This window comes from Pseudomonas sp. MF06569, from assembly GCF_059862735.1.
The window spans coordinates 38,797-65,498 of record NZ_JCBCUZ010000014.1; the positions used below are offsets into that span (position 1 = coordinate 38,797).

The 26,702-nt window shown below is 55.0% G+C and carries 20 protein-coding genes; 8 read left to right on the forward strand and 12 right to left on the reverse strand.

From position 1 onward, the window contains the following. Positions 1-97 precede the first annotated feature (97 nt). Complete coding sequence (locus tag AC19YQ_RS14490) at positions 98-2,236, forward strand: ATP-dependent nuclease (protein ID WP_010655491.1); 2,139 nt, start codon at positions 98-100, stop codon at positions 2,234-2,236. Beyond that, positions 2,236-4,020, forward strand: coding sequence for a UvrD-helicase domain-containing protein (locus AC19YQ_RS14495; protein ID WP_010655490.1), 1,785 nt, complete (start codon positions 2,236-2,238; stop codon positions 4,018-4,020). The genes AC19YQ_RS14490 and AC19YQ_RS14495 overlap by 1 nt, the downstream gene beginning before the upstream one ends. 97 nt (positions 4,021-4,117) lie before the next feature. On the opposite strand, the gene AC19YQ_RS14500 is transcribed toward AC19YQ_RS14495, so the two are convergent. Together AC19YQ_RS14500 and AC19YQ_RS14505 are read right to left on the reverse strand one after the other, a co-directional pair. Next, positions 4,118-5,512: a DEAD/DEAH box helicase gene (locus tag AC19YQ_RS14500; protein WP_010655489.1), complete on the reverse strand. Its 1,395-nt coding sequence runs from the start codon at positions 5,510-5,512 to the stop codon at positions 4,118-4,120. Next, complete coding sequence (locus AC19YQ_RS14505; protein ID WP_029612172.1) at positions 5,509-6,108, reverse strand: VspR family transcription factor; 600 nt, start codon at positions 6,106-6,108, stop codon at positions 5,509-5,511. The genes AC19YQ_RS14500 and AC19YQ_RS14505 overlap by 4 nt, the downstream gene beginning before the upstream one ends. Positions 6,109-6,208: 100 nt before the next feature. Between AC19YQ_RS14505 and AC19YQ_RS14510 the strand changes: the two genes are divergently transcribed. Next, positions 6,209-6,424, forward strand: coding sequence for a helix-turn-helix domain-containing protein (locus tag AC19YQ_RS14510; protein ID WP_010655487.1), 216 nt, complete (start codon positions 6,209-6,211; stop codon positions 6,422-6,424). A 230-nt stretch (positions 6,425-6,654) separates the two neighbouring features. On the opposite strand, the gene AC19YQ_RS14515 is transcribed toward AC19YQ_RS14510, so the two are convergent. The 5 genes from AC19YQ_RS14515 to hrpB all read right to left on the reverse strand — a co-directional run bounded on the left by AC19YQ_RS14515 (position 6,655) and on the right by hrpB (position 15,210). Next, entirely contained in the window at positions 6,655-7,092 is a 438-nt protein-coding gene (locus AC19YQ_RS14515) for a hypothetical protein (RefSeq protein ID WP_010655486.1), read from the reverse strand. Next, positions 7,089-9,155, reverse strand: a complete 2,067-nt coding sequence (locus tag AC19YQ_RS14520; RefSeq protein ID WP_010655485.1) for a hypothetical protein — start codon at positions 9,153-9,155, stop codon at positions 7,089-7,091. Before AC19YQ_RS14520 ends, AC19YQ_RS14515 begins: the two co-directional genes overlap by 4 nt. Beyond that, the gene (locus AC19YQ_RS14525; RefSeq protein WP_500595379.1) at positions 9,152-11,080 is read right to left on the reverse strand and encodes a hypothetical protein; all 1,929 of its coding nucleotides are present in this window, start codon (positions 11,078-11,080) and stop codon (positions 9,152-9,154) included. The genes AC19YQ_RS14520 and AC19YQ_RS14525 overlap by 4 nt, the downstream gene beginning before the upstream one ends. Then, entirely contained in the window at positions 11,073-12,542 is a 1,470-nt protein-coding gene (locus AC19YQ_RS14530; RefSeq protein WP_019824165.1) for a site-specific integrase, read from the reverse strand. Before AC19YQ_RS14530 ends, AC19YQ_RS14525 begins: the two co-directional genes overlap by 8 nt. A 166-nt stretch (positions 12,543-12,708) precedes the next feature. Continuing rightward, positions 12,709-15,210 carry an ATP-dependent helicase HrpB gene (hrpB, locus tag AC19YQ_RS14535; RefSeq protein ID WP_500595380.1) on the reverse strand — a complete coding sequence of 834 codons (2,502 nt, stop codon included), beginning with the start codon at positions 15,208-15,210 and terminating at the stop codon, positions 12,709-12,711. A 98-nt stretch (positions 15,211-15,308) separates the two neighbouring features. Here hrpB and pmcY point away from each other — a divergent pair, with 98 nt between their 5' ends. Continuing rightward, positions 15,309-15,728, forward strand: coding sequence for a periplasmic Zn2+ metallochaperone PmcY (gene pmcY / locus AC19YQ_RS14540; RefSeq protein WP_133076996.1), 420 nt, complete (start codon positions 15,309-15,311; stop codon positions 15,726-15,728). Between the two features lie 29 nt (positions 15,729-15,757). Continuing rightward, the gene (locus AC19YQ_RS14545) at positions 15,758-16,660 is read left to right on the forward strand and encodes a cation diffusion facilitator family transporter (RefSeq protein WP_500595381.1); all 903 of its coding nucleotides are present in this window, start codon (positions 15,758-15,760) and stop codon (positions 16,658-16,660) included. 157 nt (positions 16,661-16,817) lie between these two features. Here the strand turns inward: AC19YQ_RS14545 and AC19YQ_RS14550 are convergent, their stop codons facing one another. After that, a complete protein-coding gene (locus AC19YQ_RS14550) occupies positions 16,818-17,921 on the reverse strand; it encodes a DUF6515 family protein (protein ID WP_500595382.1) in 1,104 nt (367 codons plus the stop codon). A gap of 412 nt (positions 17,922-18,333) precedes the next feature. Here AC19YQ_RS14550 and AC19YQ_RS14555 point away from each other — a divergent pair, with 412 nt between their 5' ends. Continuing rightward, positions 18,334-18,813 carry an Lrp/AsnC family transcriptional regulator gene (locus AC19YQ_RS14555; RefSeq protein WP_019824171.1) on the forward strand — a complete coding sequence of 160 codons (480 nt, stop codon included), beginning with the start codon at positions 18,334-18,336 and terminating at the stop codon, positions 18,811-18,813. A gap of 185 nt (positions 18,814-18,998) precedes the next feature. Next, positions 18,999-19,208 (forward strand): DUF2788 domain-containing protein, encoded by a 210-nt coding sequence (locus AC19YQ_RS14560; protein WP_016779292.1) that lies wholly within the window; start codon positions 18,999-19,001, stop codon positions 19,206-19,208. On the opposite strand, the gene AC19YQ_RS14565 is transcribed toward AC19YQ_RS14560, so the two are convergent. The 4 genes from AC19YQ_RS14565 to AC19YQ_RS14580 all read right to left on the reverse strand — a co-directional run bounded on the left by AC19YQ_RS14565 (position 19,203) and on the right by AC19YQ_RS14580 (position 25,606). Beyond that, positions 19,203-19,769: a pseudouridine synthase gene (locus tag AC19YQ_RS14565; RefSeq protein WP_162207952.1), complete on the reverse strand. Its 567-nt coding sequence runs from the start codon at positions 19,767-19,769 to the stop codon at positions 19,203-19,205. The two genes, AC19YQ_RS14560 and AC19YQ_RS14565, sit on opposite strands and share 6 nt — an antisense overlap. Positions 19,770-19,905: 136 nt before the next feature. Further along, on the reverse strand, positions 19,906-21,378 hold the full coding sequence (gene amn / locus AC19YQ_RS14570; RefSeq protein WP_219262642.1) for an AMP nucleosidase: 1,473 nt from the start codon (positions 21,376-21,378) through the stop codon (positions 19,906-19,908). Positions 21,379-21,493: 115 nt separating this feature from the next. After that, positions 21,494-23,143, reverse strand: coding sequence for an acyl-CoA dehydrogenase family protein (locus AC19YQ_RS14575; protein ID WP_500595383.1), 1,650 nt, complete (start codon positions 23,141-23,143; stop codon positions 21,494-21,496). 75 nt (positions 23,144-23,218) lie between these two features. Beyond that, positions 23,219-25,606: a hybrid sensor histidine kinase/response regulator gene (locus AC19YQ_RS14580; RefSeq protein WP_500595384.1), complete on the reverse strand. Its 2,388-nt coding sequence runs from the start codon at positions 25,604-25,606 to the stop codon at positions 23,219-23,221. Positions 25,607-25,891: 285 nt separating this feature from the next. On the opposite strand from AC19YQ_RS14580, the gene AC19YQ_RS14585 reads away from it, so the two are divergent. Then, positions 25,892-26,689: a hydroxymethylpyrimidine/phosphomethylpyrimidine kinase gene (locus tag AC19YQ_RS14585; RefSeq protein WP_500595385.1), complete on the forward strand. Its 798-nt coding sequence runs from the start codon at positions 25,892-25,894 to the stop codon at positions 26,687-26,689. Positions 26,690-26,702 lie beyond the last annotated feature (13 nt).

Here is a 26,702-nt window from a genome sequence, read left to right on the forward strand (position 1 = left end):
CCTGTGAGCGGTTTCTGTGGGAATACGATGCTCCCTCACGCTACCATCGTTCACAAACAGACAAGACTGTTCATGAGCGTTGGCGCTCTGGAGAATTATGCACATTTCCAAAATGACTTTGGTGAACTACCGAAACTTCAGCAACACAACGCTAAAGTTTCAGCGGGGCGTCAACACCATCATCGGCGAAAATGGCTCAGGTAAGTCCAATATCCTGCGCGCAATCCGTCTACTATTGGATGACACCATGGTGCGTGCAGCCTATCGACTGGAGGAGTCCGACTTCTGCCGATCGCTCGGTGAATGGCGAGGTCACTGGATCATTATCAGTGTTGAGTTTGAACAGATCAGCGCCGACGAAGCCGTTCAGGCGCTATTTCTTCACGGCACCGCTGCGCTAGAAGAAGGACCGCTAGCGAAGGCAACCTATAACCTCATCTTCCGTCCGAAAAAGGAGATCCGGCTCAAGCTGGCTGCTCTAGATATTTTTGATGATGAGGTGCTCGCGGAAATACGCAGTACCATCACGATCGATGACTACGAAACTGTGTTCACGGGAAGAAGCAGCGCCGACTTCAGCGACCCTTCCGTCTACCAGTCGATTGTGGGTAATTTCGAAACGTGTACTTTCAGTGCTGAAACTGAATTCCCTCAGATCGGGGCTAAAGTACCTGGATTCCTCTCGGTTACGAAAGAAGTGTCACTGACCTTCATACAAGCCCTCCGGGACGTCGTTGCCGAGTTTCACAACAACCGAACGAACCCGTTGTTTGCGCTACTCAAGAGTAAGAGTGGGGAGATAGATCCAGTGTCGATGCTTCCTATAACCCAAATGGTCAGAGACCTGAATGCCTCTATCGAAGGACTCGAAGATGTGCAGTCGGTTCGTAACCACATTCGCGAAACGATCAAAGATGCGGCCGGAGAAACCTACTCGCCTGCTTCGCTTTCGATTAAATCTGACCTACCAGATGAGGCAGAAAAATTATTTCAGTCCCTGCGCCTTTTTGTAGGCGAGGCCGATGATGGGTATGAGGGTGGTATTCACGAGCTGAGCTTGGGCGGAGCAAACCTCATCTACCTGACGCTGAAGCTTCTTGAGTTCAAGTATCAGCGTGAGAAGCTTGCCATTGCCAACTTTCTACTGATCGAGGAGCCCGAAGCGCACATTCACACCCATATCCAGAAGACTCTGTTCGACCGTATTTCCTACAGCGATGCCCAGATTATCTACACAACGCATTCGACCCACATCTCCGAAGTGAGCAATGTCACTAACGTCAACATTCTGGGGCGGCAAGGCTCATATTGCGAGGCTTACCAACCCGCTACGGGGCTTGAGCCATCAGAGGTGAGAAGCATCCAGAGATATCTGGATGCTGTCCGCAGTAATTTGCTCTTCGCTAAAAGCGTACTACTCGTTGAAGGCGATGCGGAGGAGATACTGATCCCGATATTGGTGAAAAAGGTGCTTGGGCTGAGCGTTGATGAGTTGGGTATTAGTGTCATCAACATACGCAGCACGGGGTTCAAAAACGTCGCAGTCCTTTTTCACGACCTCCGAATCCGCAAGCGCTGTGCGATAGTTACTGACCTTGATACCACCTTCTTTGATGTGACGCCGCAGCCCACTGATCATGAGTTTCTGGCAAGCAAGAAACGCAAGGCGATAGGTTCCCAAAAAGCTGGCGTCGAACGCAAGGTTGGTCTCGATGCCTTTGTCGCTGGAAACCCTTGGATCTCGGCCTTCTATGCACCACACACCTTTGAAGTTGACCTCGTATCAGCGGGCAACGAAGAGGCGTTCGCTCGAGCAGCGAGCAAGGTCTATATAGCGCCGCACACTATCAAAGAGGCGGTGGAAGCCCTTCGATCGGGTCAACCTCACCTAGTAGGTTTTCGTGCGCTGTTGATGGCTGAGTATGAGGGGAAAGGCTGGTTTGCAATCATGCTCGCCGAAGAGCTGGACCATCAGGTAGCGATCCCTCCCTACATCTTGCAGGCCCTTCAATTCGCGCATGGGCACATGTCCCCTCTGCTGCTCGCCAGAATCCTACAGTATCGAGTTGCCCGCCAAATCCATGCCGATCCTTCAGCACAGCCACGACTAACACTCCTGAGGGGTGAGGTTGAGCGTTTCCAACGCGGCGAAATCGATCTGGTTTTCCTAAAAGCTGCTGTCGCCCTCGCGCTACCAGGCGATGCCATTAATTCGTTCATGGTTGGCATTGCCTGATGTTCGCCTGGGATTCCCGTGAATTGAACGCCGAGCAGTCTGCCGCAATCGAGGAGCCTTCGAGCGTATTCCTCATCGCATGCCCTGGGAGCGGAAAAACGCGGACGTTGACCTATAAGATCGCTTATGAGCTTTCGCGGGCCACGGACAAGCGGATTGTCGTGGCGATTACTTATACGCACCGCGCAGCAGATGAAATTCAGGAGCGCATTGAAGGTCTCGGTGTTGACACGTCAAAGCTGTGGATCGGGACCATTCACTCATTTTGCCTCGAGTGGATCATTAAGCCATATGGCATCTACCTTCCAGAGCTTTCCCGCGGCTATCGAGTCCTAGACAGACACGACCGCGAACTCATGCTCGATAGGCTATGCGCGCCCTACCCAAAGATCACGCACTGGGATTGCGATTATTACTTCAGCAAAACGGGCTATCACCTAGGATGCAAAGATGCTTGGAAGCATGAAACGCTACATAAAATTCTTGGTGAGTATTTTCGCGAGCTCGGCGAAGCGCGTCAGATCGATTTCGAGCTGATCCTTTGGTATGCGCAGGTCCTGATGAGTGATCAAAAGCATATTGCATCAATTCTCGCTTCGGTCTTCTCATATGTTCTGGTAGACGAGTATCAGGACACGAAACAAATTCAATATGGCCTTCTTACCGCTATTTTGCGTGCCGGAGCGGGGCGAACGAAGACCTTCATCGTAGGCGATCCAAACCAAGCTATCTACGGCTCGCTTGGTGGCTACGCAGTTCCGGTGGCTGATTTTCGTGCCGAAGCTGGAATCCCGATAAGAGAAATGGCGCTTACCCGGAATTACCGTTCGAGTAATAGGATCATTTCCCACTTCTCGAATTTCAGCGTTTATCCGACATCAATCGAGAGCGCGGGATCGGATGCGTCGTTTCCAAGCAAGGTTTCGTACAACCAGCACGTAACACTCACCAATTTGCATGACGAGCTAGTACGACTGATCCAAGCAAGCCTTGCTGCCGGGCATCCTCCTGAGGAGATCTGCGTGCTCGCCCCATGGTGGATTTTATTGGCATCGACGACGCGGCATCTAGTAAGGATGCTTCCGGATCAGCAGTTTGACGGCCCTGGTCTAGTCCCCTTTAGTAACGATATAGACAACTTCTGGTTCAAGGTTTCGAAAATCATCCTGACTGAGTCATCGCCGAAGATGCTTGTTCGTCGCATGCGATGGGCCAGAGATGTGATCAGCGACCTGGGTGATTTGGGCGTTGATACATCGCGCCTGACACAGCGGCTCCTATTGAGGGAATGCAACTCAATTTCAATCTCCGAAATGGATGGGATTGCCTACCTTGACCAAGCCTTCACCGCGCTGCTTGAACGACTCGGGGTAGCCCTTCATAGCTTCCCCGCATTAATGGAGCACCGCGATGCGTTCTTTCGCAGCTCACTATCTCGGATCGACAGGCTCCAAAAGGACGGGGCCCCGTACATCAACGATATCTCTTTCTTCAGGAAGGTATTTCGCGAGCGGACTGGTATCACCGTTTCGACGATCCACGGGGTAAAAGGTGCCGAGTACGATGTGGTCATCGCGTTCGGCCTTCTTCAGGGGATGGTGCCTCATTTCACCGAGGCAGCAAGCCTGGATGCCGCGAACAAGCTCCTCTACGTCGTAGGTTCCCGTGCCCGCAAGAATCTACATTTGATTTCTGAGAGCGGACGCCCCCAAGGGCACTATGGGCACTATGCGGCTACAGAGGCACTGTTCACATGTGTCTTTGACTACGACGCAGCCGAGTAGAATCCAGCCTAGGGGGGAGGCCCATCGAAAATACGCCTCGCCCCGGCACATTGCTGTGCCAAAAGACTAGATTGGTAAGGCATGGTGGCCCCTTGCGTTAGCAAACTCGAAGCAGTTGTGTCCGGTAATGCTGAGAGAAGTTGAGCTCGTAGGTTCGGCCAACATCGTAGCTATAGATCTCATCCGGCAACTGTTGGCTTTCGCGCTCAAAGCACTCGCCTTGGAACGGCGTCACAGGGTGACAGTTGTACTGGTCAGCCGAGTTCTCAACTGGGCTAGCGGCGACCTCCTCTGAGACACCCTGAAGATAGTTCAGCACCGCGACGTCGCGGGGAAGATCGTCTGCAACCCGCTCAGAAAACTGCTGCAGCGAAGGCTCGGCCAAGACGTACAGCCAGGCCTCTGTGTCATTACTAGCGGAACGACGCAGAATCCGGCCCAAGACCTGTCTGTAATAAAGCTCAGTCCTGATCCTGCTTAGGTGACAGCACACTTGAAGCCTCGGAATGTCAGTACCCTCACTAATCATTCCAACAGCCACAATCCACGGCCGATTGCTGTGCCTGAAATCGTTGATCACTCGCTGAGCATTTGGGGTTTTATTTGTGACTACATCGCAGCTCTCACCTTCAAGTCGGAGCATCGCTGCGACTTGGTGAGCGTGTTCGATATTTGTTGCCACCACAAGCCCGCCAGCGTCCGGTTTCACGTTACGAATTTCCTTGAGCTTCCGGCACCCTAATAGCAAAAGCTGTCTCAGGACATCTTCGTGGAACAGCAGGCTTTCATAGGTAACTGGCGAGTCTGTAAGCAAGCTAGCGATGTTGGGGAAAACAGTAACCGTATTATCACTCTCAATGGCCTCTGTGAGTCTGACCATTGTATTGTCCAAAATAACTATTCGCGGTGATCGGCATACCTCGTCCGAGATCGCCTCTTCAAGACCGTAACGGTAGTCACAAATAAGGTTGCCTTCTGGAGTCGAGTAGCGCGCCAGGACTATCGCCTTTTGGTCGGACCTCCAAGGCGTGCCAGAAAGCGCTAGCGTGTACGCAGCCCTGTCCTGGACGCGCTGAATTATACGCTGCCCCCAAGCATTGCTTAAGAGTGCATCGTGGCCAGCGCAATGATGAATTTCGTCAAACACAGCGAACACACGATAATCATCGAACAGCTTCCAAAAGGTCTCATCCCGGTATTCCATCCCTTGGTAGGTGCACACAGCGCCGACGGCGCCAATCAGCCCATCGAGTCGTCTCGACAGCACATCAGAAAAAGTACGCCGGAAGCCTTCAACCACTTGGCGTGATGGAGCAAAACACAAAACCAGGTCAATTCTGCCCTGATCCAGCAGCGCTTTTGCAAGTTCAGCCGCCATCCTGGTCTTACCGGCCCCGGGAGTGGCCTGACAGAAAAAATGGGGCGTCTCAAGGTATTGAGCCAACGCCGTGTTTTTGCATTGATCCTGCCATGTGCGAAGTCCCATGCTCATACCGCGGTCACAGCCTTGAGTGTCGTCTCTAGCGCGCGGAGATGACCCAACAGGCGGGAGCAGCGGTCTCGAACCTCGTAATAAGCGTTTTCAAGAAGCCCTTTCAAATGGGGGATTTCCTCAAAGAGCTGCTTGTAACGTTCTGTTTCTCCCATTGAGGAAAGAAGGTCTAGGCGAGTCTCCTTCAGCATTTCCTCTAAGCGGCTATGGGCTACCGCCGGATCAGCGATTGGCAAAATTGGATCTGATGGATCAATTGTATTGTCACTTGCGTGATGCCCCCCCACAACTGGGTCTGAGATGTCTGCACATCGGAAGCGAGATGCAACCAGCATGAGGTCTATGCCAGGAGGCTTGCTTAAGACTTGATAGACTTGGCCACGCTTACGAAGCATAGGCGCCTTGGCCACCCATCCGGCACGCACCAGCCGCCGGATCTGCTCATACACGTAGATCCGAACTGCAGCGAGTTTCGGGCTTCCTTCCATAGTCAGCACGTAGGCATCCCGGAGCTGCCGGATCGTGAAACTTTGATGGTGTTCATGGCAGAGGAGGTCATACAGCTGCCTGTCAAACTCGAATGAATCATGTTTCATGCAGGGAACCAAGCTTTCGCAGACAAAATACGGATTATAGTCCGTGGCTGATTCGTCCGTAAACGCCCGATAGTCCTGCCTCGAGTGAATTGAGGCAGCTATGAGCGATTTGGCGAAGGCGTTAGGGAAAAAAGTGAGGGAAGCAAGGAAGGCAAAAGGCATATCCCAAGATGGGCTTGCACTTGTATGCAAAGTTGATCGCAGCTATATGGGCCGGATTGAGCGGGGCGAGGCAAACATTACGGTAGAGAAGCTCTATCAGATTGCGGAGAGTCTAGGGTGTGATCCCAGATGCTTGTTACCTGACAGCCGATAACATGGGACCGGCACACCTCTTAGATACGCCATCGAGCAAATCTGGCAATCTATCCCAGGTGGAAATCGCTGAAATTTTGAACTACCATAATAGATAAAGATGAGGATACAACGGCGATTAATCACGACATCGATCATTTATCCTTACTACTCTATTATCAGATACCTAGTAAAAATGGCCAGAGGCTAAGAAAAGCGCGTTACTAATCTCAACCCCAGCCAACTTGAACATCAGCGATTGGTAGTACCTCTTTTAGGACCTCCCAGCGCCACGATTCGGCCGGACTTGGATTGCTCTAATACCCTCATACGCTCCCAAAGTTTAAGATTTTGAGCCAGAGCCCGATCACGCTGATACGAGGTTTCAATAAGCTGCTGCTCAAGATTCTGTACCTTTTTTTTCAATGACTGCAGCGTACTCTCACTTGATGACGTTTTAGTTTTAGACGCACTCATGCGTAAAGCATCAATTCTCGCCAGTAGCGGAAGATGAGCGGCGCGTGAGCGCTTAAGATATCCTCTATCATACCCCGCCTCTTCGCTAACTATACTTGCCGTAAGCTTACTTAAAGACAACCCTACAAATCTGGATTTTACGGGTTGCGCCGCAATCAATCGATCCAACGCCTCAAAACAAAGTAATAAACCGCTTTGGGGTTCTTTACTCATACTAGTTCTACCCCAACCCGCTCAGTGGTCTTTAGACGCAAAAAGTCGGATAGTCTTTCAATTTCTTTCTCTACTATCTGCCGCTCGCCAGAAGCCTGTGGATACATCAACAATTCGGAACGACTATCCGATATCACGACTTCAATCCTTTCTAACTTTATCACCGCACTCTCGCACGTTAGGCAACTCAAAAAATCGCCGAGCAAAAAAGAATTGCAGCGACCAAACTTAGTGCATCCACCCAAGAGCGTCTCGCGAAAGCTTATGTCACCGTTCTTGACTCTGCGCTGAGTATCCGCTCGAAGTTCCTCTACACTAATTTCACCACTGAGAACTCTTCCACGCTGCTTTTCCACATAAGTTCCGACTCCGCCAAACTGAGGGGCATCAGAATGCAGAAGGTCTGCGATTAATTGATTAGCAACTGACATTGGTATAGCCATCTGATAATCATATGCAATGTGGTTTTTCGGCAAGACAAACTCTCCTCTACCTTGATCATAGTACCCGAACATCGTGCGCAACTTATTAAACCCGTTAGCGTAATATCGGGCCATTGCTAAAGACAAATGTTTAAACTGAGATCTGAGCGTTGGAAGAGAGACGAAGCCGCTACTACTGCCATAAAACGCTAGCGAGCGTCTATATTGATGTCCAGTCAGCGGCCATGGCTGACCAACTTGGTAAGCAGGTTCATTCCAAAAGTCACGAGACTGATCGGTTAATGAGAGCTCAGCTAAATCCTCAGCGGTAATAAGCATCGAAGAGAAGCCAGCAAGCTGGGTCTTTTCTGATACAAAGTTAGCAACTGCTACTTTTTTCGCCCCTCTTATAAATCCGATCACCGAAGGACTAAGAAACAGTGGGCATTCATCACCAACGTCTATTCCATATAAGGTCGCCAACCCTCTGCAAATGGCCTGTGCGCCTTCCACAGCCCTTGTGACTTCCTTGGGGGCAAGCCACCTTCCTTCCATTTTATATCCAGAATACTTGGTCGTCGTAGACAGTACGCTCACGCATTGCCCAAGATCGGTACTGATACGCTTCGGGTCTTGAAACGGAGTACGATACGATACCTCACTTATACAATTATATGACATGCGCATGACTTCCTGCTCCCGCATGCCGGTATACAACTGGATTACAGTTTTCATAACATACTGAAGTTTCAAAATGATTCTTTGAAATACCAACCGAGATTGACACTCAAATTCCCCCTTGAACAAATCGTGCAAACCATGCTCCTTGATAGCCATGTGCAAATCTGGACGATAGTGTCTTTTCCCACCTAAGCCCCTTGATTTCTGTGTACCTCTCCCAATGCCGTAATGTTCATCGGAGAATTTACAAATCAATGTATCGAGCTCTTTAATATTCGGATAAATCTGATCGAGCAAAGCGCCGGTAACGTTTATAATCTGAAGGTAAAATCTTGTGGGAATAACGGGGTGTTGTTTATTCTTCGGCCGGACGATTTTAAGAGCTTGAGGATTAACAACTTCATAACCCAGATGCCGCGCCCCGACACCTATCATTTGACTTAGAAATGCAGATGTAACTTTGTGATAGGACGGGTTCAATTCGCGCAAGAATGCAGCAAGATAAACTGGAATAGTAAACAACTCGCCCAGTGTGATAATCCCTACCATGGGTTTAGCGCGCTGAGCATAGCAAAACCGCAGCGCTCCCCGCAGCACATGCACCCAATACAAACCAAGAGTAGTAGCGCTCAAAGCCCCGGTCCGTCCACCTCCGCCGTAATAAATCAATGAGTACATTATATATTTCGCCTCATCTATTAAGCGCAATTCGTGTTCGCCTTCGCCCTTGAAAACCTTGGCAAAATTTACCTTGCATATATGAACCGCCGACAGCCTGTACGGATTAAAATCCCAAATATTATTTCCATACACGGCGGTGGCCAGGCCGTCACCATCTCGACATAAAACAAAACAATTACTTGGTGCCTTACCGCTTGCGCATGCAACATCAGGCTTGTTCTTCATATCCAAGCCTTTGGCTGCGTATAATATGCCCGAGGATGAAAACTTCTTATTCAAAAAACAACTCCTAGCCTTTCAAAGCGACTCAAGCGCGTTTCCCAAAAAGGGGTTAATACACCATAGACATGCACAGTAGTTCTTACTTTTTCAACAATCTTCGCAACCGAATCGCCGCGTTCCGCAAGAGCGTTAAGGATATAATCAATCCTTGCAGACAAATCCGAGTATAGTAATTCAGCATGCTCCATATCTGGCGCAGAACGACGTACAGCATTTACTACGTACTGCAAACTCATCAATTTATTTATGTCAGTCTCATCTGAGTGACACACATAGTGAACACAAAACAAGCATCCGTGCTGGGTTTGGCAGTCCGGTAGTATGGAAATACTCGACGCAAATTGAGGTGCTGGCGAAGCAGCGCCGAATTGTTCGCATTGGCCGCTGGCGATAGGTATCAGCTGATCCGCCTTCTCGGATTGTTCTTTAATTGATGCAGCAGCCGTTTGAACAGCCTCCCAGTATTTGGAAAGCTCTGACTTTTGATGCTCGAGGGTACCTCCAGAATACCGACCTAGGTTCATAGTCTCTGTATGATTCAGAGAATTCGCTACTGTAGATACGGAAAACCCCCCCATATGCTGGGTGACGCTCTTATGTCTTCGCATCTCCCTCACTGTAAGGATTGGAATACTAGGATCTATAAACCCCGCATGAAGGGTACGATAGAACGTCTGTAGCGCATCGCTAGTTGGAAAATCCCTCAAAGCGTCAAGCTCTTTGTAGGATGGATTACGCAGTTCAGAGACCGTAAAAAAAAGCTTATCGTAGCTCCGACCGTCTAGCAACCACTCCCGCAATTTGAGATAGTCCTGGAGAATAGACAGCCCATTTTTTCTACCAACATTATAATTTGTAACTTTCCCACCTGCCCTAAACTTCACCGCCGACAATTCTTTTTTTAACGGCGATTTATTAACTTGCAGGGCATCCGCGTATAAAAACTGAGAAAATTCCGTAGGGGTAGCCCCGGTAATTAAGAGCAGAAGGCACGCATACGCCTTGACTGCCAAGGATGCAATGCGAAGACGCTGCCGAGATCGTTCATCGCGGTTATTTCTGCTCAAGGTTTTTTGAGCATCCATTATGCCGTGCTTAAGGATCCTGTCTTTTACTTCAATGTTTTTCTCAAGCAATTTAGCCTTATATTCATCGAGCGTAGCGATACGCCGCTCCGCGGCATTATAAACGTCTATAGGAGGTCTATACGGGCTCGAAACGCCTACTACAGAGTGAAAAACAACCACTTCATAATCGCGAATATTTACCACGCATGGGAAAGGTCGTTTGTTCAACACGAACTCACTGCATTGTCGAGCCAGAGCGAGACATACATCTCTATAAAAGTGGATATGATCGTCACTAGGAGCAACAGGTTGTGTCACTCCCGAAATTTTTGTGACTCCCGATACGACATGTCGGTAGGTCTGGGGAAATGCTGCTTTAATAACGGAACAAGCACCTTCTTGGTAATGTGCAGCAGTACGCGGCTTAAGCCCACCAGTATGAAGCCTATGTATAAGGTGAGCCGTGTATCCAACATACGCTCTTTGCGCTTCCTCCTCGCTTTCGAACAGCCTCACAAAGCCTTCTCTATTCAGCCATCGAATGAATAGCCGTATGCGTACGAAGTTTTGGAGCACGCTTTCTTCACGAAGAGTAAACAAGCTCTGTATGATTGCAAGAATGAGTTCCCGGCGAGATTCAACAAAAGATGAAAGAACAACATACTCGCCACAATCCTCGTGCACATTCAAATCTGCCCGAGTATCAGCATACGCAAAACTTCCAAAATCTAAGCCTTTTTTCTTGACCGACCTTGTCAATCTAACTAGAAGCCTCTCAGGCTCAGAAAAATCTTCCAGAAACGCTGACGGTGGGATGTGAATTAAGTCTGCACGCTGCACGTAATCCTCATGCATTGGACAGGCCTCCGCCTGATATTTCGTACGCACCTTCAAACAACCTATACTCCCAAAACTCCTGTACGAGCACTTTCTCATGCGTCATTGTAAAGAGCTTTAAGTAGTTCTCCGTAGTCTCTCTTGCCTCATGATGCATTCTGGATTGTATGAAATCGATGATATCCCCCGACGGCAACAACTCTTTAGATACGAGAGCTTTCAGCCTTTGATATAAAATATAGGCGTATGTTGCTCTCAGCCAGTGGCAGGTAAAATCGCAAGGAAAGTTTTTAATATCAAGACGTCTTATTTTGCGTCGAATCGTATCTGCGACCTGCCCGGACTGAGGCGATTTCACTAGGGTATACCGGGGATCATCCTTAGCCATGTAATAGCTATTACCCTGATCAGATAAAAATACGTACATTTCATCGCCTGTCATTTGCACCTGTGGAAATTCTTTTGCCAACTTTGCTTGAAATTTTTTCTGTCGGGCAAGCATCAACGGGCTAGCAATTAACCTGCATAATTCTTCGGCGAGCGGCCTAGGAAAATAGAGGTCTTGCAGCTTGTTATTTTTCGTGTCGATTCCGGTTCCTGGCCCGGCAAAAAGTTTATAAGTATTATCTTTTTGCAGAAATTCAGGGCGAAATCTTTTCAGGTGCCGAAGCCGCAATGTCAAAACTGTTTGTTTTCTTGCCCCAGTAAGAAGAGAAACATGCACAATAAGCCGCTCTACAGCAGACCAAACTTCACCATCACTCAGAGATAGCATCAAGACCTGAAGTTCAGAATTATGCAGAGGCCGCAAATCCTCGCCATCCTCTCTTATGTATCCAATTTGCGGCATCGCCCTGCGTGGCACCTTTTTTGTCTGCCCTCTTTTCCTTACCTCGAATGACTTGGTACCTGTTGACGTCTCCACCATCATTTTGACGTACTTGACCGTATCAACCTTATTCATATCTAATGGATGCCAGTTCTCGCTGACATATTGATAAAAACCGTATACCGCCCCGGTATATTGATTGATTACAGAATTACTTCTCTTACCTTCCGTTATCAGCCTATGAAAGTAACGGGTAGTTGGGTGCATGGACATCCTAGTACCCGAGAAGTCGAGCCATTCTTGTTCATTGTCTTCGCAAAACCTCAAATAATCTAACAACTTACTTGCTAGCTTTCTTATCCCATCGGTGCGGCTAACCCTAACTGGGCTATCACGAATCACACTCAGCACGTATGAGTTTGCCTCATGCCAAGGGTCTCCGTTGGCATGAAACAAAAATGGAAGGTGGTATAGCTCTGAATTTCCCGGTTCGCAGATCGAGTTGAACTCATAAACGACAAGTGATTGGTCTGCGGTCAGAGGCTCCGCGCGGGCGCCAGCGGCTTCAAGCGTTGACACGTTTGAAAAGGGATCGGAAATACGCGCAATCGTGGTCAGGCGACTTCGATGAGAGGGGTTGCTGTATGGCATAGCTCACCTGTGGATGTTGGAAAATCCACCTTAGCGAGTACGCGTTTTCGATTCACCTCAACTCAGTGCAGTTACTTCCTCGTCCAGAGCTCAAGCAACCTGGGACAGTGAACGCGTCGTAGTCAACGCTGCTCGTTATGTGGAAGCAGAAGCCTGAATGCGTCAATCATTTCTTGTTAAGCGAATCGACCCAAGGGTCCAACTTATGGAATAGCTTGGGATAACGCCCCTTCAGGTCTTTCTTCACCTCGGCATAGGTGCTGCGCCAGAAGTTGGCCAGATCCTGGGTCACTTGTACCGGTCGCCGTGCAGGCGACAACAGGTGCAATTTGACCACCTGGCGCCCGCCCGCAATGCGCGGGGTATCCGCCAGGCCGAACAGTTCTTGCAGGCGTACCGCCAAAATCGGTGGGTGCTCGCTGTAGTCCAACCGCACCGATGAACCCGACGGCACCTTGATGTGATGGGGCGCCAGTTCTTCGAGGCGCTGGGGCAGCGGCCATTTGAGCAAGTTATGCACAATGCTCGACAGGTCCAGGCCGGCAAAATGACTCAGCCGCGAAACCCGTCCCAGGTAGGGCGCCAGCCACTCCTCAAGCCCGGCCAATAGCTCAGTATCGCTGACGTCCGGCCATTCGCTGTGGCCTTGAGCCTGCATCTCAAGCTGACGCAACAGGGCCACTCGCGCCTGCCATTGACGCAGTTCGGGCGTCCACGGCAACAGCTCCAGGCCTTTGCGCCGCACCAGATTGATCAGCGCTTGCGTGCGCGCCGCCTCGTCCAGCCCGGTCAACGGTTCGCGACTGAGTACCAGTTCGCCCACTTTGCGCTGGCGTTCAGCACGCAACACGCCTTCACGCTCATCCCAGTCAAGCTGATCGACAACGCTGACCTGCTCACTCAGCACGCCATCCAGCAGCGCGGGATCAAACTCGGCGGCCAGGTAGATACGCTCTTCGCGCTGGCCCTGACGGCTGCCCAGGTCTGCGATGACCAGCCAGGGCTGCTTCATCAGGCCGTCGACTTCGCTGAACAGCGCTGCCCGGCCATTGGCCAGCCGATACTCCGCACCACCGGGCTTGCGTTGCTGGGCAATGCGGTCGGGGTAGGCCAGCGCCAGCAAGGCGCCCAGCCAGCGCGGGTGATCGGGGTCGGTCACCGGCTGAGTGGCCTTGGCCCGCAAATAGCCCCGATACTGACGGGCCAGTTGTTTGGCGCGCTGCACGCCTCCTTGACCGCCCCGTGCGGCGCGGCTTTCACCCGAGAGCAAGGCCAGGCGGCTGTGCACATCCGCCCCGGCGCCGCGCAAGATATCGCGCTCACCCAATAGCGCCGCCACGTCGCAGGCCATGTCAGCCAGGCCCAAGTCTTGCCCGCGAAGTAACAGATGGGCGATACGCGGGTGCGCAGGCAGTTCGGCCATCGTTTCGCCATGCGGCGTGAGTTTTCGGTCGCGCAAGGCCCCCAGGCGTTCCAGCAATTGCTGAGCCTGTGCATAACTTGCCGCGGGAGGCACATCGAGCCAGATCAATTGCTCCGGCGTCACGCCCCAGCGCGCCAACTGCAACGCCAGCCCGGCAAGGTCTGCCTGAAGGATTTCAGCACTGCCGTAGGCGGCCAGTTGCCCGTGCTGGTCTTCTGACCACAGGCGGTAACACACACCGGGTTCCAGTCGCCCGGCACGACCAGCGCGCTGGGTGGCACTGGCACGGGAGATACGCTGGGTATCGAGACGGGTCATGCCGCTGCCCGGGTCAAAACGCGGCACCCGCGCCAGCCCGGCATCGATGACCACGCGCACGCCGTCAATGGTCAGGCTGGTCTCGGCAATGTTGGTGGCCAGCACCACTTTGCGCAGCCCCTTGGGCGCCGGTTCGATGGCCGCCCGCTGAGCCGCCAGATCCAGCTCACCGTGCAGCGGGCACAGCAAAATATCGCTGCGCGAGCCCAGCGCGTCAGCCAATTGCTGATTGACCCGGCGAATCTCTGCCTGCCCGGGCAAGAACACCAGCAGGCTACCGCTTTCATCGTTGATGGCATCGAGGACGGTCTGCACCACTCGCGGCTCGATAAACTCGCCGGGCACAAAGGGCCGCCCCCAGCGCATCGTTACGGGGTACATGCGTCCTTCACTGCGCAGGATCGGTGCATCGCCCAGGATGCTGGCCAGGCGCTCGCCCTCAAGGGTGGCGGACATCAGCAGGATTTTCAGCTGTTGCTCGTCGCGAAACAGCTCACGGCCATTGAGGCTCAAGGCCAACGCCAGGTCGGCATCCAGACTACGCTCATGGAACTCGTCGAAAATCACCAGGCCTACCCCTTCCAGCGCCGGGTCGTGCTGCAGGCGGCGGGTGAGGATGCCTTCGGTGACCACTTCGATACGGGTATCGGGACCGACTTTGCTGTCGAGACGAATCCGATAGCCCACGGTTTCGCCGACTTTTTCACCCAGTTCACTGGCCAAACGCTCGGCGGCTGCACGGGCAGCAAGACGCCGGGGTTCGAGCATCAGAATTTTCTGACCGGCGAGCCACGGTTCATCGAGCAGGGCCAGCGGAACACGGGTGGTTTTACCAGCGCCGGGGGGCGCTTCAAGCACGGCTTCATGGCGCTCGGCCAACGCCAGGCGCAGTGCAGGTAAAACTTCATCAATCGGCAAAGAAATCATGGTGGCTCCAGAACAGAGCGGCGAGTATAACGGCGAACAGTTGAGCATTAAGCGCGGTCTTAATGATTCAGTCCTTTAAGCGTCTTCGAGGTTTTTGTATGCGTATGTCTTCCCGTGTGATCGGCGGTGTCGTGGTTGCGGCCCTGCTCAGCCAATTGACTGCCTGCGGCAGTATTTTCTTTCCCGATCGTCGTGGACAGATCGACGGCAAGATCGATCCCATGATTGCTGTGCTCGATGCCGTAGGCCTGCTGTTTTATGTGATTCCGGGCCTGATCGCATTCGGTGTCGATTTCGCCACCGGCGCGATTTACTTCCCGCCAGGCAAAACCGCACAAATCGCCCCGGAAAAACTGCGCGAAGCCATTGGCGAAGACGGCAAGGTCGATAACGCCAAGCTTCAGGCCATTCTCGAAAGCGAGTTGGGCCGCAGTTTCCCGCTGAACGACCCGCGCCTGATCCAGCACAAGGGCAGCGCACAGCAGTTGGCCATGTACGGTTTGCAGCCCGCCGCCTGAAGCCCGTCGCCCATTAGCAAGGAAGCGCCATGACCAGCAGCACGGAACACGCCCGCCTGTTACGCCTGGCCACCCGTGCGTCGGTGGCGGTGGCGAGTCTGTTGATCGTGACCAAGGCCATCGCCTGGTGGCTCAGTGGCTCGATCAGCATGCTCGCCGGGTTAACCGACTCGCTGCTTGATGGCGTGACCTCGTTTCTCAATTTGCTGGCCGTGCATTACGCCTTGCGCCCCGCCGATGAAGATCACCGCTACGGTCACGGCAAGGCCGAGTCGCTGGCCGGCATGGGACAGGCATTGTTTATCGGGGTGAGTGCAGTATTGATCGCCTTTCAGGCCGTCGAACGGCTGAAAAACCCCGAGCCGGTGGGCGCACCGTGGATCGGAATCGGCGTGATCGTATTTTCGCTGGTGATGACCGTGGCACTGTTGATGCTGCAACACCGGGTGATCAAGGCCACGGGCTCCAATGCCGTGCGTGCCGACTCGCTGCACTATCGATCGGACCTGATGCTCAATGGCAGTATTTTGCTGGCGCTGGTGCTGGCCAGTGTTGGCTTTCCTCAACTGGATGCCTGGTTTGGTCTGGGGATTGCGGTGTATATCCTCTGGAGTGCGATCCAGATCGGGCGTGAGAGTTTTGCCGTGTTGATGGATCAGGAGTTACCGAGTGACATCAGCGAAAACATGCTGTCATTGGCCTGTGCCGTGCCGGGGGTACTCGGCGCTCACGACCTGCGCACACGTATTTCGGGCACTGTCTGGTTTGTGCAGTTTCACCTTGAGCTGCCGGGCGAGCTGACCCTGTCCGCAGCCCATACCATCTGCGACCACGCCGCCGACGCCATCAAGCAGGTTTACCCCCAGGCCGAGGTGCTGGTGCACGCCGACCCGAAGGAAGTGGTTAAACCCAGGGTACACATAACCTCGTAGCAGCTGCCGTAGGAACGAGGCGGCGTCCGGCGGCGAAGCCGTCGTGATACCCGAGCACTCAATTTATCTGACACACCGGGGCGCCTGATTTTACGACGACTACGTCGTCGGACGCAGCCTCGTTCCTTCGGCAGCTGCTACAGCGTTTCGTCATTCATCAATACGTCACCTGATACCCGCGGCTGCTCAGGCAATTGCCTTGCGCCTGACGATAGGCTTGCACCAGGGCCGGGTCTGGTGCGTAGGTGAGTCTGGCAGGGTCAAACCCGCTTTGATCAACAGCCCAGCGGTAGCAGTCATAGCGATCCTGATCGACTTGCGCCGGGCTCTGGCCATTCATCGGGTAAGCCACCACGTCATAGCCGTTGCTCACCGGTTGCTGGGCAGTCGGGGGTTGAACCACGATGTAGTCCTGGGTTGCGGGTTGATACGCGTAGTACGCACCCGCCGCCAGGAACATCAACGTGCTGCCAAACCATACTTCCCGCGCAAACTCAGGCAAATACCCTACGCGAATCCCATAGGGCGGTTGAACCACGATGTACCGCGGGCCTTGTGGGCGATACCAATAGCCGCCGGAAAAGAAGTAATCCTGACCGCGATAGGGCACTTGCCGGTACTGACCGGGAAAACGGTCAATCACGTAACCGGGCCTGTATTGAGGCCCCGGACCCCAGCCATTTCCGTTCCCCGGGGGGCGCCCGACCCAACGCTGGTCGTTGGGGTGACGATTATTGGCGCCCGGGTAGTAACCGCCGCCGTGCCAATTCTGATTGCCACCCCGGTTCGGGGCCTGGGTCTGCTGCACTGTATCTGGACGAGACTGAATCGACAGGTTATTACCGGGCTGGACCGGGCGCGTTTGAACAGGGGCTGCGCCCTGTGGACGCCCTTGCCATTGACCGCCATGAGACTGCGCATTCTCTTGTGACGGCCTGTTTTCAGGGCGGGGCGAGTTGTCTGGATGACCCTGCGGGCGCCCTTGCCATTGACCTCCATGGGACTGCGAATTCTCTTGTTGCAGCCTGTTTTCAGGGCGTGGCTGGTTGTCTTGATGGCCTTGGGGGCGCCCTTGGTTGAACTCCTGGCGCGGCTGATTATTACCGCCCTGCCCTTGCTGCCCGTGTTGCTGACCACCATTGGAATGGGCGGGGCGAGCTTCTTGAGGACCGCCTTCACCTCGTTCATCGGCCAATAACTGTCCGCTGACACTCACACAGAGCACGCCAACTGTAGCCAGATGCCAGATGCGCGGTTTCATGCTGTTCCTCACTGCGGGTTAGGTCTTACAAATAAGACTAGGATTTATAGAACCAGTTCTGTGGGAAACAGCCGGGTAAAACTTATTTTTGGCAAACGAAAAAAGGGCGACCCGTCGGTCGCCCCTTGAATTTTCAGTCCTGGCTCAACACTTGTGATGTTGGCTCACCTCGCGCCGTCTTCTGGACAGTGCGTAGCCCGGGGGCCGGGACACCCCTGTGGGGTTGGCGGCCGCGGCTGGCCTGATTCGGCGGGCCGCTGTGGACTCTATGTCCGGGCAGTGATTCTGTTAATAAGAATAGGCTTGAGGGCACAGCAGGCGATTGCGAATATTGCTCGATAAAACATTACTTGCGCAATTTTTGACTTAAGGTGGATACTTTCACGCAATAGTTATGACAAAGGGTAACTTCGTGAGCAAACTCGACCGGTATGACCTGAGCATTTTGGCGGAATTGCAGCGTGACGCACGCATCTCTAACCAGGAACTGGCCGAGCGCATCGGCCTGTCGCCATCACCTTGCTCACGCCGGGTTAAACAGCTGGAGGATGATGGCTACATCAGCCGGCAGGTGGCGCTGCTCGACCGTAAGCTGCTGGGTTTAAGCCTTACGGCCTACGTGCTGATCGGCATGGACCGACACACGCCAGAGCGTTTTGAGAATTTCGAAGCCTGTATTCGCAACCTGCCCCAGGTGTTGGAGTGCAGCCTGGTGACCGGCATGGACGCGGACTACCAGCTCAAAGTGGTGGTAGCCGACATGGATCACTACCAGAAACTGCTGCTGGGGGAGCTGACCCGTATCGAAGGCGTGACCAGCGTGCGCTCGAGCTTTGTGCTCAATCAGGTGCTTAACAGCACCGAGTTGCCGTTGACTCACTTGCGCACGTGATCCTGTGGGAGCGGGCTTGCTCGCGATGCAGGCAACGCGGTTTGACTGAAAGACCGCAGTGCTCCCATCGCGAGCAAGCCCGCTCCCACAAAGGCGCTGATACCCAGTACCCAGATCAATAGCCGCGCCGGCGCCTTGACGTATACTCCTACGGCTTTTTCCCACGATGACGCCGGAGAACACCGATGGATCCTGCCGTACTTGAAGAATGGATGATGACGATTCTGGTCAGTGTGCTGATCATTTTCATGGCCTTTATCGTCTGGGATCTGGCGAAGAAGTCCAAAGCCGGGCGCTTCGGCTCAATGATTCTGTTTTTCGTACTGGGCCTGGGTGTTGCGGCGTTCATCATCAAAAGCGTGGTGATCGGGCTGATCGAGTCCGGCGCGCTATAGCCGCGCTGGCACTTCCTTGTATTGCCCCTGCTCCAGCCCTTCAATCGTCCAGTCGCCAATCCGCACCCGCACCAGACGCAAGGTCGGCAGGCCCACCGCGGCCGTCATCCGCCGTACCTGACGATTGCGCCCTTCGCGAATCACCAGCTCCAGCCACGACGTGGGAATGCTTTTGCGAAAGCGCACCGGCGGGTTGCGCGGCCATAGCTGCGGCTCTTCCAGTGCCCGTGCTTCAGCTGGCAGGGTCTTGCCATCGTTGAGCTCCACACCCTCACGCAACTGCTGCAGTTGCTCTGGCGTGGGCTCGCCTTCCACTTGTACCCAGTAGGTCTTGGGCAATTTGTGCTTGGGGTCGGCAATCCGCGCCTGTAGCTGGCCATCATTGGTCAGCAGCAGCAAACCTTCACTGTCCCTGTCCAGTCGACCGGCCGGGTAAATGCCCGGTATGGGGATAAAATCCTTGAGCGTCGCCCGCCCGCCTTCGTCGCTGAACTGGGTCAGCACATCGAAGGGTTTATTGAACAGATAGAGCTTGGGATCAGACGGCGGCGCCTTGGCCACACGGCGATTGGCAGCTTGAGGGTTTGGACTTTTCGAGGCCGGGCGGCGTGGGGCGGGACGAGACATGACAAAAAAGGACATCTAGCGATCAGGGCTGGCAATGCTAGTCCCCCGATCGCTAAATGACCATCACCGATCAACGGAACGGCGGTTCGTCGAAGCTGCGCAGTTTGCGCGAGTGCAGGGAGTTGAGCTGGCTGCGCATCAAGTCCACGGCGGCAATACCGATTTTCAAGTGCTGGCTCACGGCCCGCTCATAGAAAGCGTTGGCCGAGCCCGGCAGTTTGATTTCGCTGTGCAAGGGTTTGTCCGACACGCACAGCAGCGTGCCGTACGGAACGCGCAAGCGATAGCCCTGGGCCGCAATGGTGCCGCTTTCCATGTCAACGGCCACGGCGCGGGACAGGTTGATCAGCGGGCGCTCCTGAGCCCAGCGCAGTTCCCAGTTACGGTCGTCATAGGTCAGTACGGTGCCGGTGCGCAGGCGTTTTTTCAGTTCTTCGCCGCGTTCGCCGGTGACCTGTGCCGCCGCTTCCTGCAACGCCAGTTGCACTTCTGCCAGAGCCGGAATCGGAATATTGGGCGGTACGACCCGATCCAGAATCCCGTCGCGACGCATGTAGGCGTGGGCCAACACGTAGTCGCCGATGGTTTGCGACTGACGCAGGCCGCCGCAGTGACCAATCATCAACCAGCAATGGGGACGCAGCACGGCAAGGTGATCGGTGATGTTTTTCGCGTTGGACGGGCCGACGCCAATGTTCACCAAGGTCACGCCGTGACCATCGCTGGCCTGCAGGTGATACGCCGGCATCTGGTAACGATGCCACACCACCCCTGCCGCAATGGCCTGGGCTTCGCCGTAGTCCATCGATTTTTCGATGATCACGTTGCCCGGCAACACCATGCGCACAAAGCGCGGGTTGTCCCGCAGTTGCTCAAGGCCGTGCAAGATGAACTGATCGACATAGCGATGGTAGTTGGTCAGCAGAATCCACGGCTGCACATGGCGCCAGTCGCTGCCGGTGTAGTGCACCAGGCGGCGCAGCGAGAAGTCGACCCGGGCAGCGTCGAACAGCGCCAAGGGCAGCGGATCGGTGTTTTCCCAATCGTACAGGCCATCTGCGATGCCGTCGGTGGCGGCGGACAGGTCGGTGCTGGGGAATACGCGCGCCAACGCGGCTGCAGTCACTCCGGAACCGGCAAGTTCATCCCCTTGTTCGACCACATAGGGATACGGAATATTTTGCTGGCTGACACCGACTTCCACCTCAACGGTGAAATCGCGCATCAACGGCACCAACTGCTCCAGCAGGTAGTTACGGAAAGAGGCGGGATGGGTGACGGTGATGCTGTATGTGCCCGGCAATTGCACTTTGGCGTAAGCACGGGTCAGGGTGGGGATTTCACCGTGAATGGTATTGGTCAGTCGCAGTTCCGGGTAGCGGAACAGGGCGCGCTCTTCGGCACTGGGCTCGACTCGGTCTTTCAGGTAACGCTTGAGTGCCTGGCTCAACGCAGTGGTTGCGCGCTCGTGGAGGGCAGCGAGGCGATCAACGGCCTCTTCAGCGGTGGAAACGACAATAAAAGCTTCGGTCACGATAAGCATCCTGTCTTCTGAACGGGCAGGCCTTTATCTTGCCTGTATCGAGGGGCAAAGACAGCTACAAATGTAGGCATGCCACTGATTTTATGTGGGTGATTTCCTGTGGGAGCTCACATGTTCAGGGGATCCCTGGGGTTGAGCGAGCAACGATCGCAGCCACATTCAAACCCCTTGGCAACGTACCGTAAACCCGGCCGCTGTTTTGCAGGCGACTGGCGATAAAGGCGTCGCTGACATCACTGTTTCCCGCTTCCAGCAATAACTTTGCCTGCAGGCCCAGGGCGATATTTTCTGTCAGTTGCCGCGCGCGGTATTGAATATCATCGGTGTCTTTAAAATCGGTTTTAAGCTGTGCAATGTGCTGCGCCAGACGCGCATCACCGTGCCCGTCACCCAGTTCGGCAAACAGCGCATCCAGGACTCCGGGCTCTTTGGACAGGGCTCGCAGCACGTCCAGGCATTGCACATTCCCCGAACCTTCCCACGTTGAATTCACCGGCGCTTCGCGATACAGACGCGGCAGAATGCTGTCTTCTACATACCCCGCGCCGCCCATGCATTCGGCCGCTTCGTTGATCATGGCCGGAGCCCGTTTGCAGATCCAGTACTTGCCCACCGCCGTCACCAGCCGGGAAAACCGGGCTTCTTGCGGGTCGTCCAGGTGATCCAGCGCGCGCCCCATGCGCAAGCTCAAGGCCAGCGCGGCTTCACTTTCAAGCGCCAGGTCTGCCAGTACGTTCTGCATCAACGGCTGCTCTGCCAACACCCGCCCTCCCACCAGACGGTGTGCACAATGATGGCTGGCCTGGGTCAGCGCCTGACGCATCAAGGCGCTGGAACCGACCATGCAATCGAAGCGGGTCATGGCGACCATTTCAATAATCGTCGGCACGCCGCGCCCTTCTTCGCCGATCATCCAGGCCAGCGCACCACGAAACTCGACTTCACTGGAGGCGTTGGAGCTGTTGCCCAGTTTGTTTTTCAGGCGCTGGATATAGAACTCATTGCGGCTGCCGTCCGGGCGATGGCGCGGCAGCAAAAAGCAGCTCAGGCCCTTGTCGGTCTGCGCCAGGGTCAGGAAGCCGTCACACATCGGCGCCGAACAAAACCATTTGTGGCCCAACAGTTCGTAGGCCTGCCCCGCTCCCTTGGCTCCCACCGGATACGCCAGCGTGGTGTTGGCGCGCACATCGGTACCGCCCTGTTTTTCAGTCATGGCCATGCCCAGGGTCACGCCGGCCTTTTGGCTGATATCGACATTGCGCGGGTCATAGTCAGTGGCCAGCACTTTGGGCAGCCAGACAGCAGCCAGCTCGGGTTGCAGGCGCAAGGCCGGCACGCTGGCGAAGGTCATGGTCAAGGGGCAGCCGCTGCCTGCTTCGGCCTGGCTGTGCAGGTAGGTCATGGCGGCGCGGGCCACATGGGCACCGGGTTGCGGGTGCGTCCAGGGCAAGGACGGCAAGCCGTGCTCAATCGCCGTGCGCATCAGTTCGTGGTACGCCGGGTGAAACTCCACCAGATCGATCCGATGCCCATAACGGTCATGGCTGACAAACTGCGGTTTGTTTTCATTGGCCAAAAAGCCCGCGACCATCAACGGGCCACCCGCCAGTGCACCGTACTCATCGATCCGCGCCTGTGCCCAGCCCGCACCAAAGTGCTGACTCCACTGTTGTAGCACCCGATCGATCCGGTACAGGTTCACGCCGTCCAGAGACGGCGGCTGATTGGTCACTTGGTGGGTTTCAGCGTATTGATGCAGGTTCATTGCGCGGGCTCCTCTGGCGCTTGCCAATAGAGCCAGTGAAGCACGCATCTGCACCTAAACAAGTGGCATAAACGCCTAAAACTCTGCGTTCTTGCTGCCTTCCTGAATCAAAAGCCGCTGTGCCAAGGCGTGTTGCAGCGCCTCAAACCGTAGCGGCTTGATCAGGTAATCGGTGATTCCGTCGACCTGATCACGGGCCTGATGGGCCTCGAGCTCGGACTCGAACAGCGCCAGCACGGGTAGTTGCGCGCACGCAGCCAGTGTCAGCAACTGGCTGCCTATCGATGTACCCGACACCAGCGCCAGCGGGCACGCCAGCAACACTGCATCGACCCGCTCGCGGCGCAGTGCCTCTATCGCCGCCTGCCCGGTATCGACACTCAGCACGCGATAACCCAGCTTGAGCAACATGCCTCGCACCATCGCAGGGTTGGAGGGTTCCTCAACCAGCAGGACAACACACTCCCCGGGGGTGCGAACCAGGGTCTGGGCGTGGGCCGATACGGGGTGCGGCTGCGGGACTTGAACCGGTGACTCAAGCTCCAGCAACAGTTGGAACTGTGAGCCCTGCCCGGGCTGCGAATGGTGAGTCAGTCGCCCGCCAAGCAGCTCCACCAGACGTCGACAAATCGCCAGGCCGATGCCTAAACCACCATATTCGCGCGTCATGGAACCATCGACCTGGAAGAAGTGCTGGTACAGCTCGGCTTCCTCCTGATGTACGAAACCGATGCCGCTGTCGATGACATTGAACGCCAGCGCCCAACGCCCGGCGTCTGCGGCTTTGCCGGTAACTCGCAGGACCACGCCACCTTCACGGGTGAACTTGATGGCGTTATCCAGCAGGCACTCAAGGCACTGTCGAATTTTCTCGGCATCGCTTACCCAGTGATCGGGTAGGTTGCGTGCCACTTCGTACGAAAACTCCAGGCCTTTTCTACGCGCCGCTGGCCCGAACTGATCACTCAGCCCTTGCAGCAGTTCATTCAGGCTGAACGGGCGAGGACGGGCGACCAGTCGACCCGCTTGCAGTTCTGTCAGCACCAGGATGCCATTGACCATGTGCATCATTTCGCGCGCAGAACCTTCTGCCGTCTGGGTGTACTGCGCAAGCTCAGGGCTCATGTCCAGGGTTTTGATCAGCTCCAGAGAGCCAATCACGCCATTCATGGGGGTGCGCAACTCATGGGTAACGGTTGCCAGAAATTCATCTTTCAATTGGTTGGTACGCGCCAGCTGCTGGTTCATGGCGGCCAGCTTTTGCCCGGACTCTTGCAGCGTGCGCGCCTGCAGGTCACGCATGGCATTGATCCGGTCGGCAAGCGCCAGCGACAGCAGCCCCACCTCAATCGCCGAGCCGATCTGGCTCGCGTACATGGTCAGGAACACGTTTGGCAGATAGCCCAGCACCATCAGCGTATTGACCAGCCCACCGAGCAAAAAGGCCGACCAGGCGATCACAAAGTAGCGCGCGACCCGCAGCCCTCGTATCCAGGCCACCACGCCAGCGGTAAAAATGGTGACGATAAACGCCAGCGCCAGGCCAGTGGCCAGGCGCAACGACACGGCATAGCTGGTGGTCAACGCCAGCACCATCACCAGGGCACCCACTGCCATCAGGAGCATCAGCGCCCGATCAAGCCAGCGACTGTGGGAGGCGGTGTGCAAAAAGGAGCGGGCAAACTGGCAACCGAAAAACGCCGACGCCCCAATCAGGAACGGTGTGGACGCATTGGCCCACCACGGGTTGTTCGGCCAGAAGTACTGCACCGCTGCGCCATTGACTGACAGCTGATACAAGCCAAAGGAGCCGATGTAGAAGATGTAGTAGAGGTAACTGGTGTCGCGCACGCTGAGGTAAATGAACAGGTTGTAAACCAGCATCCCCAGCAATACGCCATAAATCAGGCCCAGGATATAAATCCGTACGGGCTGTTCTTCGAGGTACGCCTGGGCTGACCACAGCGTTAACGGCGCCTGGACCGAGCCCTGGCTGGCCAGGCGCAAGTACAGGGTCTGGCTTTGCCCCGGGGTGAAGTTGAGTTCAAACAGGTAGTTGTTTTCTTTGATCTGACGATTGTCAAAGGGCAGCGCATCGCCCGTACGTTCGGCGAGTCGGTAGTTGCCTGCGGCATCAGCCAGGTACAGTTCGATGGAATCAAGCGGCGGATAGGCCAATTCCAGCAGCCAGGTGCGATGCACCTGCGGGTCTAGTGGCTGATAGTGCAAATCCACTTTGACCCAGAAGGCCGAGTGCGAGTAGCCCTCGTTCAGCGTGTCTTTGGTGTGTGGCTTGAACAGCTCGTCGCGGGCGGTCACATCTGCCAGAGTCGCTTCGCCGCCCACGTCTTCGAAGACTTGCATCACGCGGCCCAAGGGCAGGCTTTGTGTGGTTTCGTCAAACGTGACTGCGCCAGCCAGCATCGGTAGCCAGCCCAACAACATCATCAACAAATAGCGCATACAGCCCCAACGTAGCTCACTCGATAAACTGCGTCAGCCCATACTCCCTCTGGGATGACGTCGCCCGAATGACCGGTTATTAATTTGAAGGCACTCTAACATAGCCATTAATGGCACATACACACCATGCCAAAAATCAATGCAAAGGCTCTAGATCGGGCATTACAGCGATAATCGAGTTTTCAAACGGAAAATTTGTCAGGGCAATCAAAAGCTTATAACCAACATTTAACTGCGCACGGACCAAGCGCCCCAAAAAACCGTTTGGTGGTAAGCTCGCGCACCATGAATATCTACAGCTCTCGCCCCGTTGTCCTCTGTCTCTCCGGCCATGACCCCAGTGGGGGTGCCGGCTTGCAGGCAGATATCGAAGCCCTGCTGGCTCAAGGCTGTCACGCCGCCCCGGTGGTGACCGCCCTGACTGTGCAGAACACCGTCAATGTCCGCGACTTCCGCGTGCTGGATCGTGAGTGGGTGCTGGCCCAGGCCGACGCCGTGCTCAGCGACTCCACCGTTGCGGCGGTCAAGCTGGGCATGCTCGGCTCACTGGAAATGGTCGACACCGTGGTCGAACTGCTTCAGGCCCACCCGCATCTGCCAATGGTCTGCGACCCGGTGTTGCGCGCAGGCGGCGGCGGGCGACTGGGCAAGGACGAAGTGGGCTACGCAATGCGCGAACGCCTGCTGCCCCTGGCCACCATTGCCACCCCCAACCTTCCCGAAGCCCGCATCCTGGCCGAACTGCCCGAGGGCAGCGCTGATGAATGCGCAGAAAAACTCCTGCCCTTTTGCAAGCACCTGCTGATCACCGGCGGTCACGGTGATGAACACGAAGTCCATAACCGCCTGTACAGCCGCGACGGTAGCCGTCATACCTTTACCTGCCATCGCTTGCCCGGCAGCTATCACGGCTCGGGTTGCACCCTGGCCAGCACACTGGCCGGACGGCTGGCCATCGGTGAAGAACTGGTCAGCGCCGTGGAGACCGCGCTCAACTACACGTGGCGCACCCTGCGCGATGCCGAGCAACTGGGGCAGGGGCAGTTTGTACCGCGCCGCTTGCCGCTGGACTTCTGCTCGTAACGAATGAGGCACG

What these genes read in the sequence shown, in the direction of transcription:
- AC19YQ_RS14490 (WP_010655491.1), top strand. Translation starts at nt 98, where the DNA reads ATGCACATTTCCAAAATGACTTTGGTGAACTACCGAAACTTCAGCAAC.
- AC19YQ_RS14495 (WP_010655490.1), top strand. Translation starts at nt 2,236, where the DNA reads ATGTTCGCCTGGGATTCCCGTGAATTGAACGCCGAGCAGTCTGCCGCA.
- AC19YQ_RS14500 (WP_010655489.1), bottom strand. Translation starts at nt 5,512, where the DNA reads ATGAGCATGGGACTTCGCACATGGCAGGATCAATGCAAAAACACGGCG.
- AC19YQ_RS14505 (WP_029612172.1), bottom strand. Translation starts at nt 6,108, where the DNA reads ATGAAACATGATTCATTCGAGTTTGACAGGCAGCTGTATGACCTCCTC.
- AC19YQ_RS14510 (WP_010655487.1), top strand. Translation starts at nt 6,209, where the DNA reads ATGAGCGATTTGGCGAAGGCGTTAGGGAAAAAAGTGAGGGAAGCAAGG.
- AC19YQ_RS14515 (WP_010655486.1), bottom strand. Translation starts at nt 7,092, where the DNA reads ATGAGTAAAGAACCCCAAAGCGGTTTATTACTTTGTTTTGAGGCGTTG.
- AC19YQ_RS14525 (WP_500595379.1), bottom strand. Translation starts at nt 11,080, where the DNA reads ATGCATGAGGATTACGTGCAGCGTGCAGACTTAATTCACATCCCACCG.
- AC19YQ_RS14530 (WP_019824165.1), bottom strand. Translation starts at nt 12,542, where the DNA reads ATGCCATACAGCAACCCCTCTCATCGAAGTCGCCTGACCACGATTGCG.
- hrpB (WP_500595380.1), bottom strand. Translation starts at nt 15,210, where the DNA reads ATGATTTCTTTGCCGATTGATGAAGTTTTACCTGCACTGCGCCTGGCG.
- pmcY (WP_133076996.1), top strand. Translation starts at nt 15,309, where the DNA reads ATGCGTATGTCTTCCCGTGTGATCGGCGGTGTCGTGGTTGCGGCCCTG.
- AC19YQ_RS14545 (WP_500595381.1), top strand. Translation starts at nt 15,758, where the DNA reads ATGACCAGCAGCACGGAACACGCCCGCCTGTTACGCCTGGCCACCCGT.
- AC19YQ_RS14550 (WP_500595382.1), bottom strand. Translation starts at nt 17,921, where the DNA reads ATGAAACCGCGCATCTGGCATCTGGCTACAGTTGGCGTGCTCTGTGTG.
- AC19YQ_RS14560 (WP_016779292.1), top strand. Translation starts at nt 18,999, where the DNA reads ATGGATCCTGCCGTACTTGAAGAATGGATGATGACGATTCTGGTCAGT.
- amn (WP_219262642.1), bottom strand. Translation starts at nt 21,378, where the DNA reads ATGCTTATCGTGACCGAAGCTTTTATTGTCGTTTCCACCGCTGAAGAG.
- AC19YQ_RS14575 (WP_500595383.1), bottom strand. Translation starts at nt 23,143, where the DNA reads ATGAACCTGCATCAATACGCTGAAACCCACCAAGTGACCAATCAGCCG.
- AC19YQ_RS14580 (WP_500595384.1), bottom strand. Translation starts at nt 25,606, where the DNA reads ATGCGCTATTTGTTGATGATGTTGTTGGGCTGGCTACCGATGCTGGCT.
- AC19YQ_RS14585 (WP_500595385.1), top strand. Translation starts at nt 25,892, where the DNA reads ATGAATATCTACAGCTCTCGCCCCGTTGTCCTCTGTCTCTCCGGCCAT.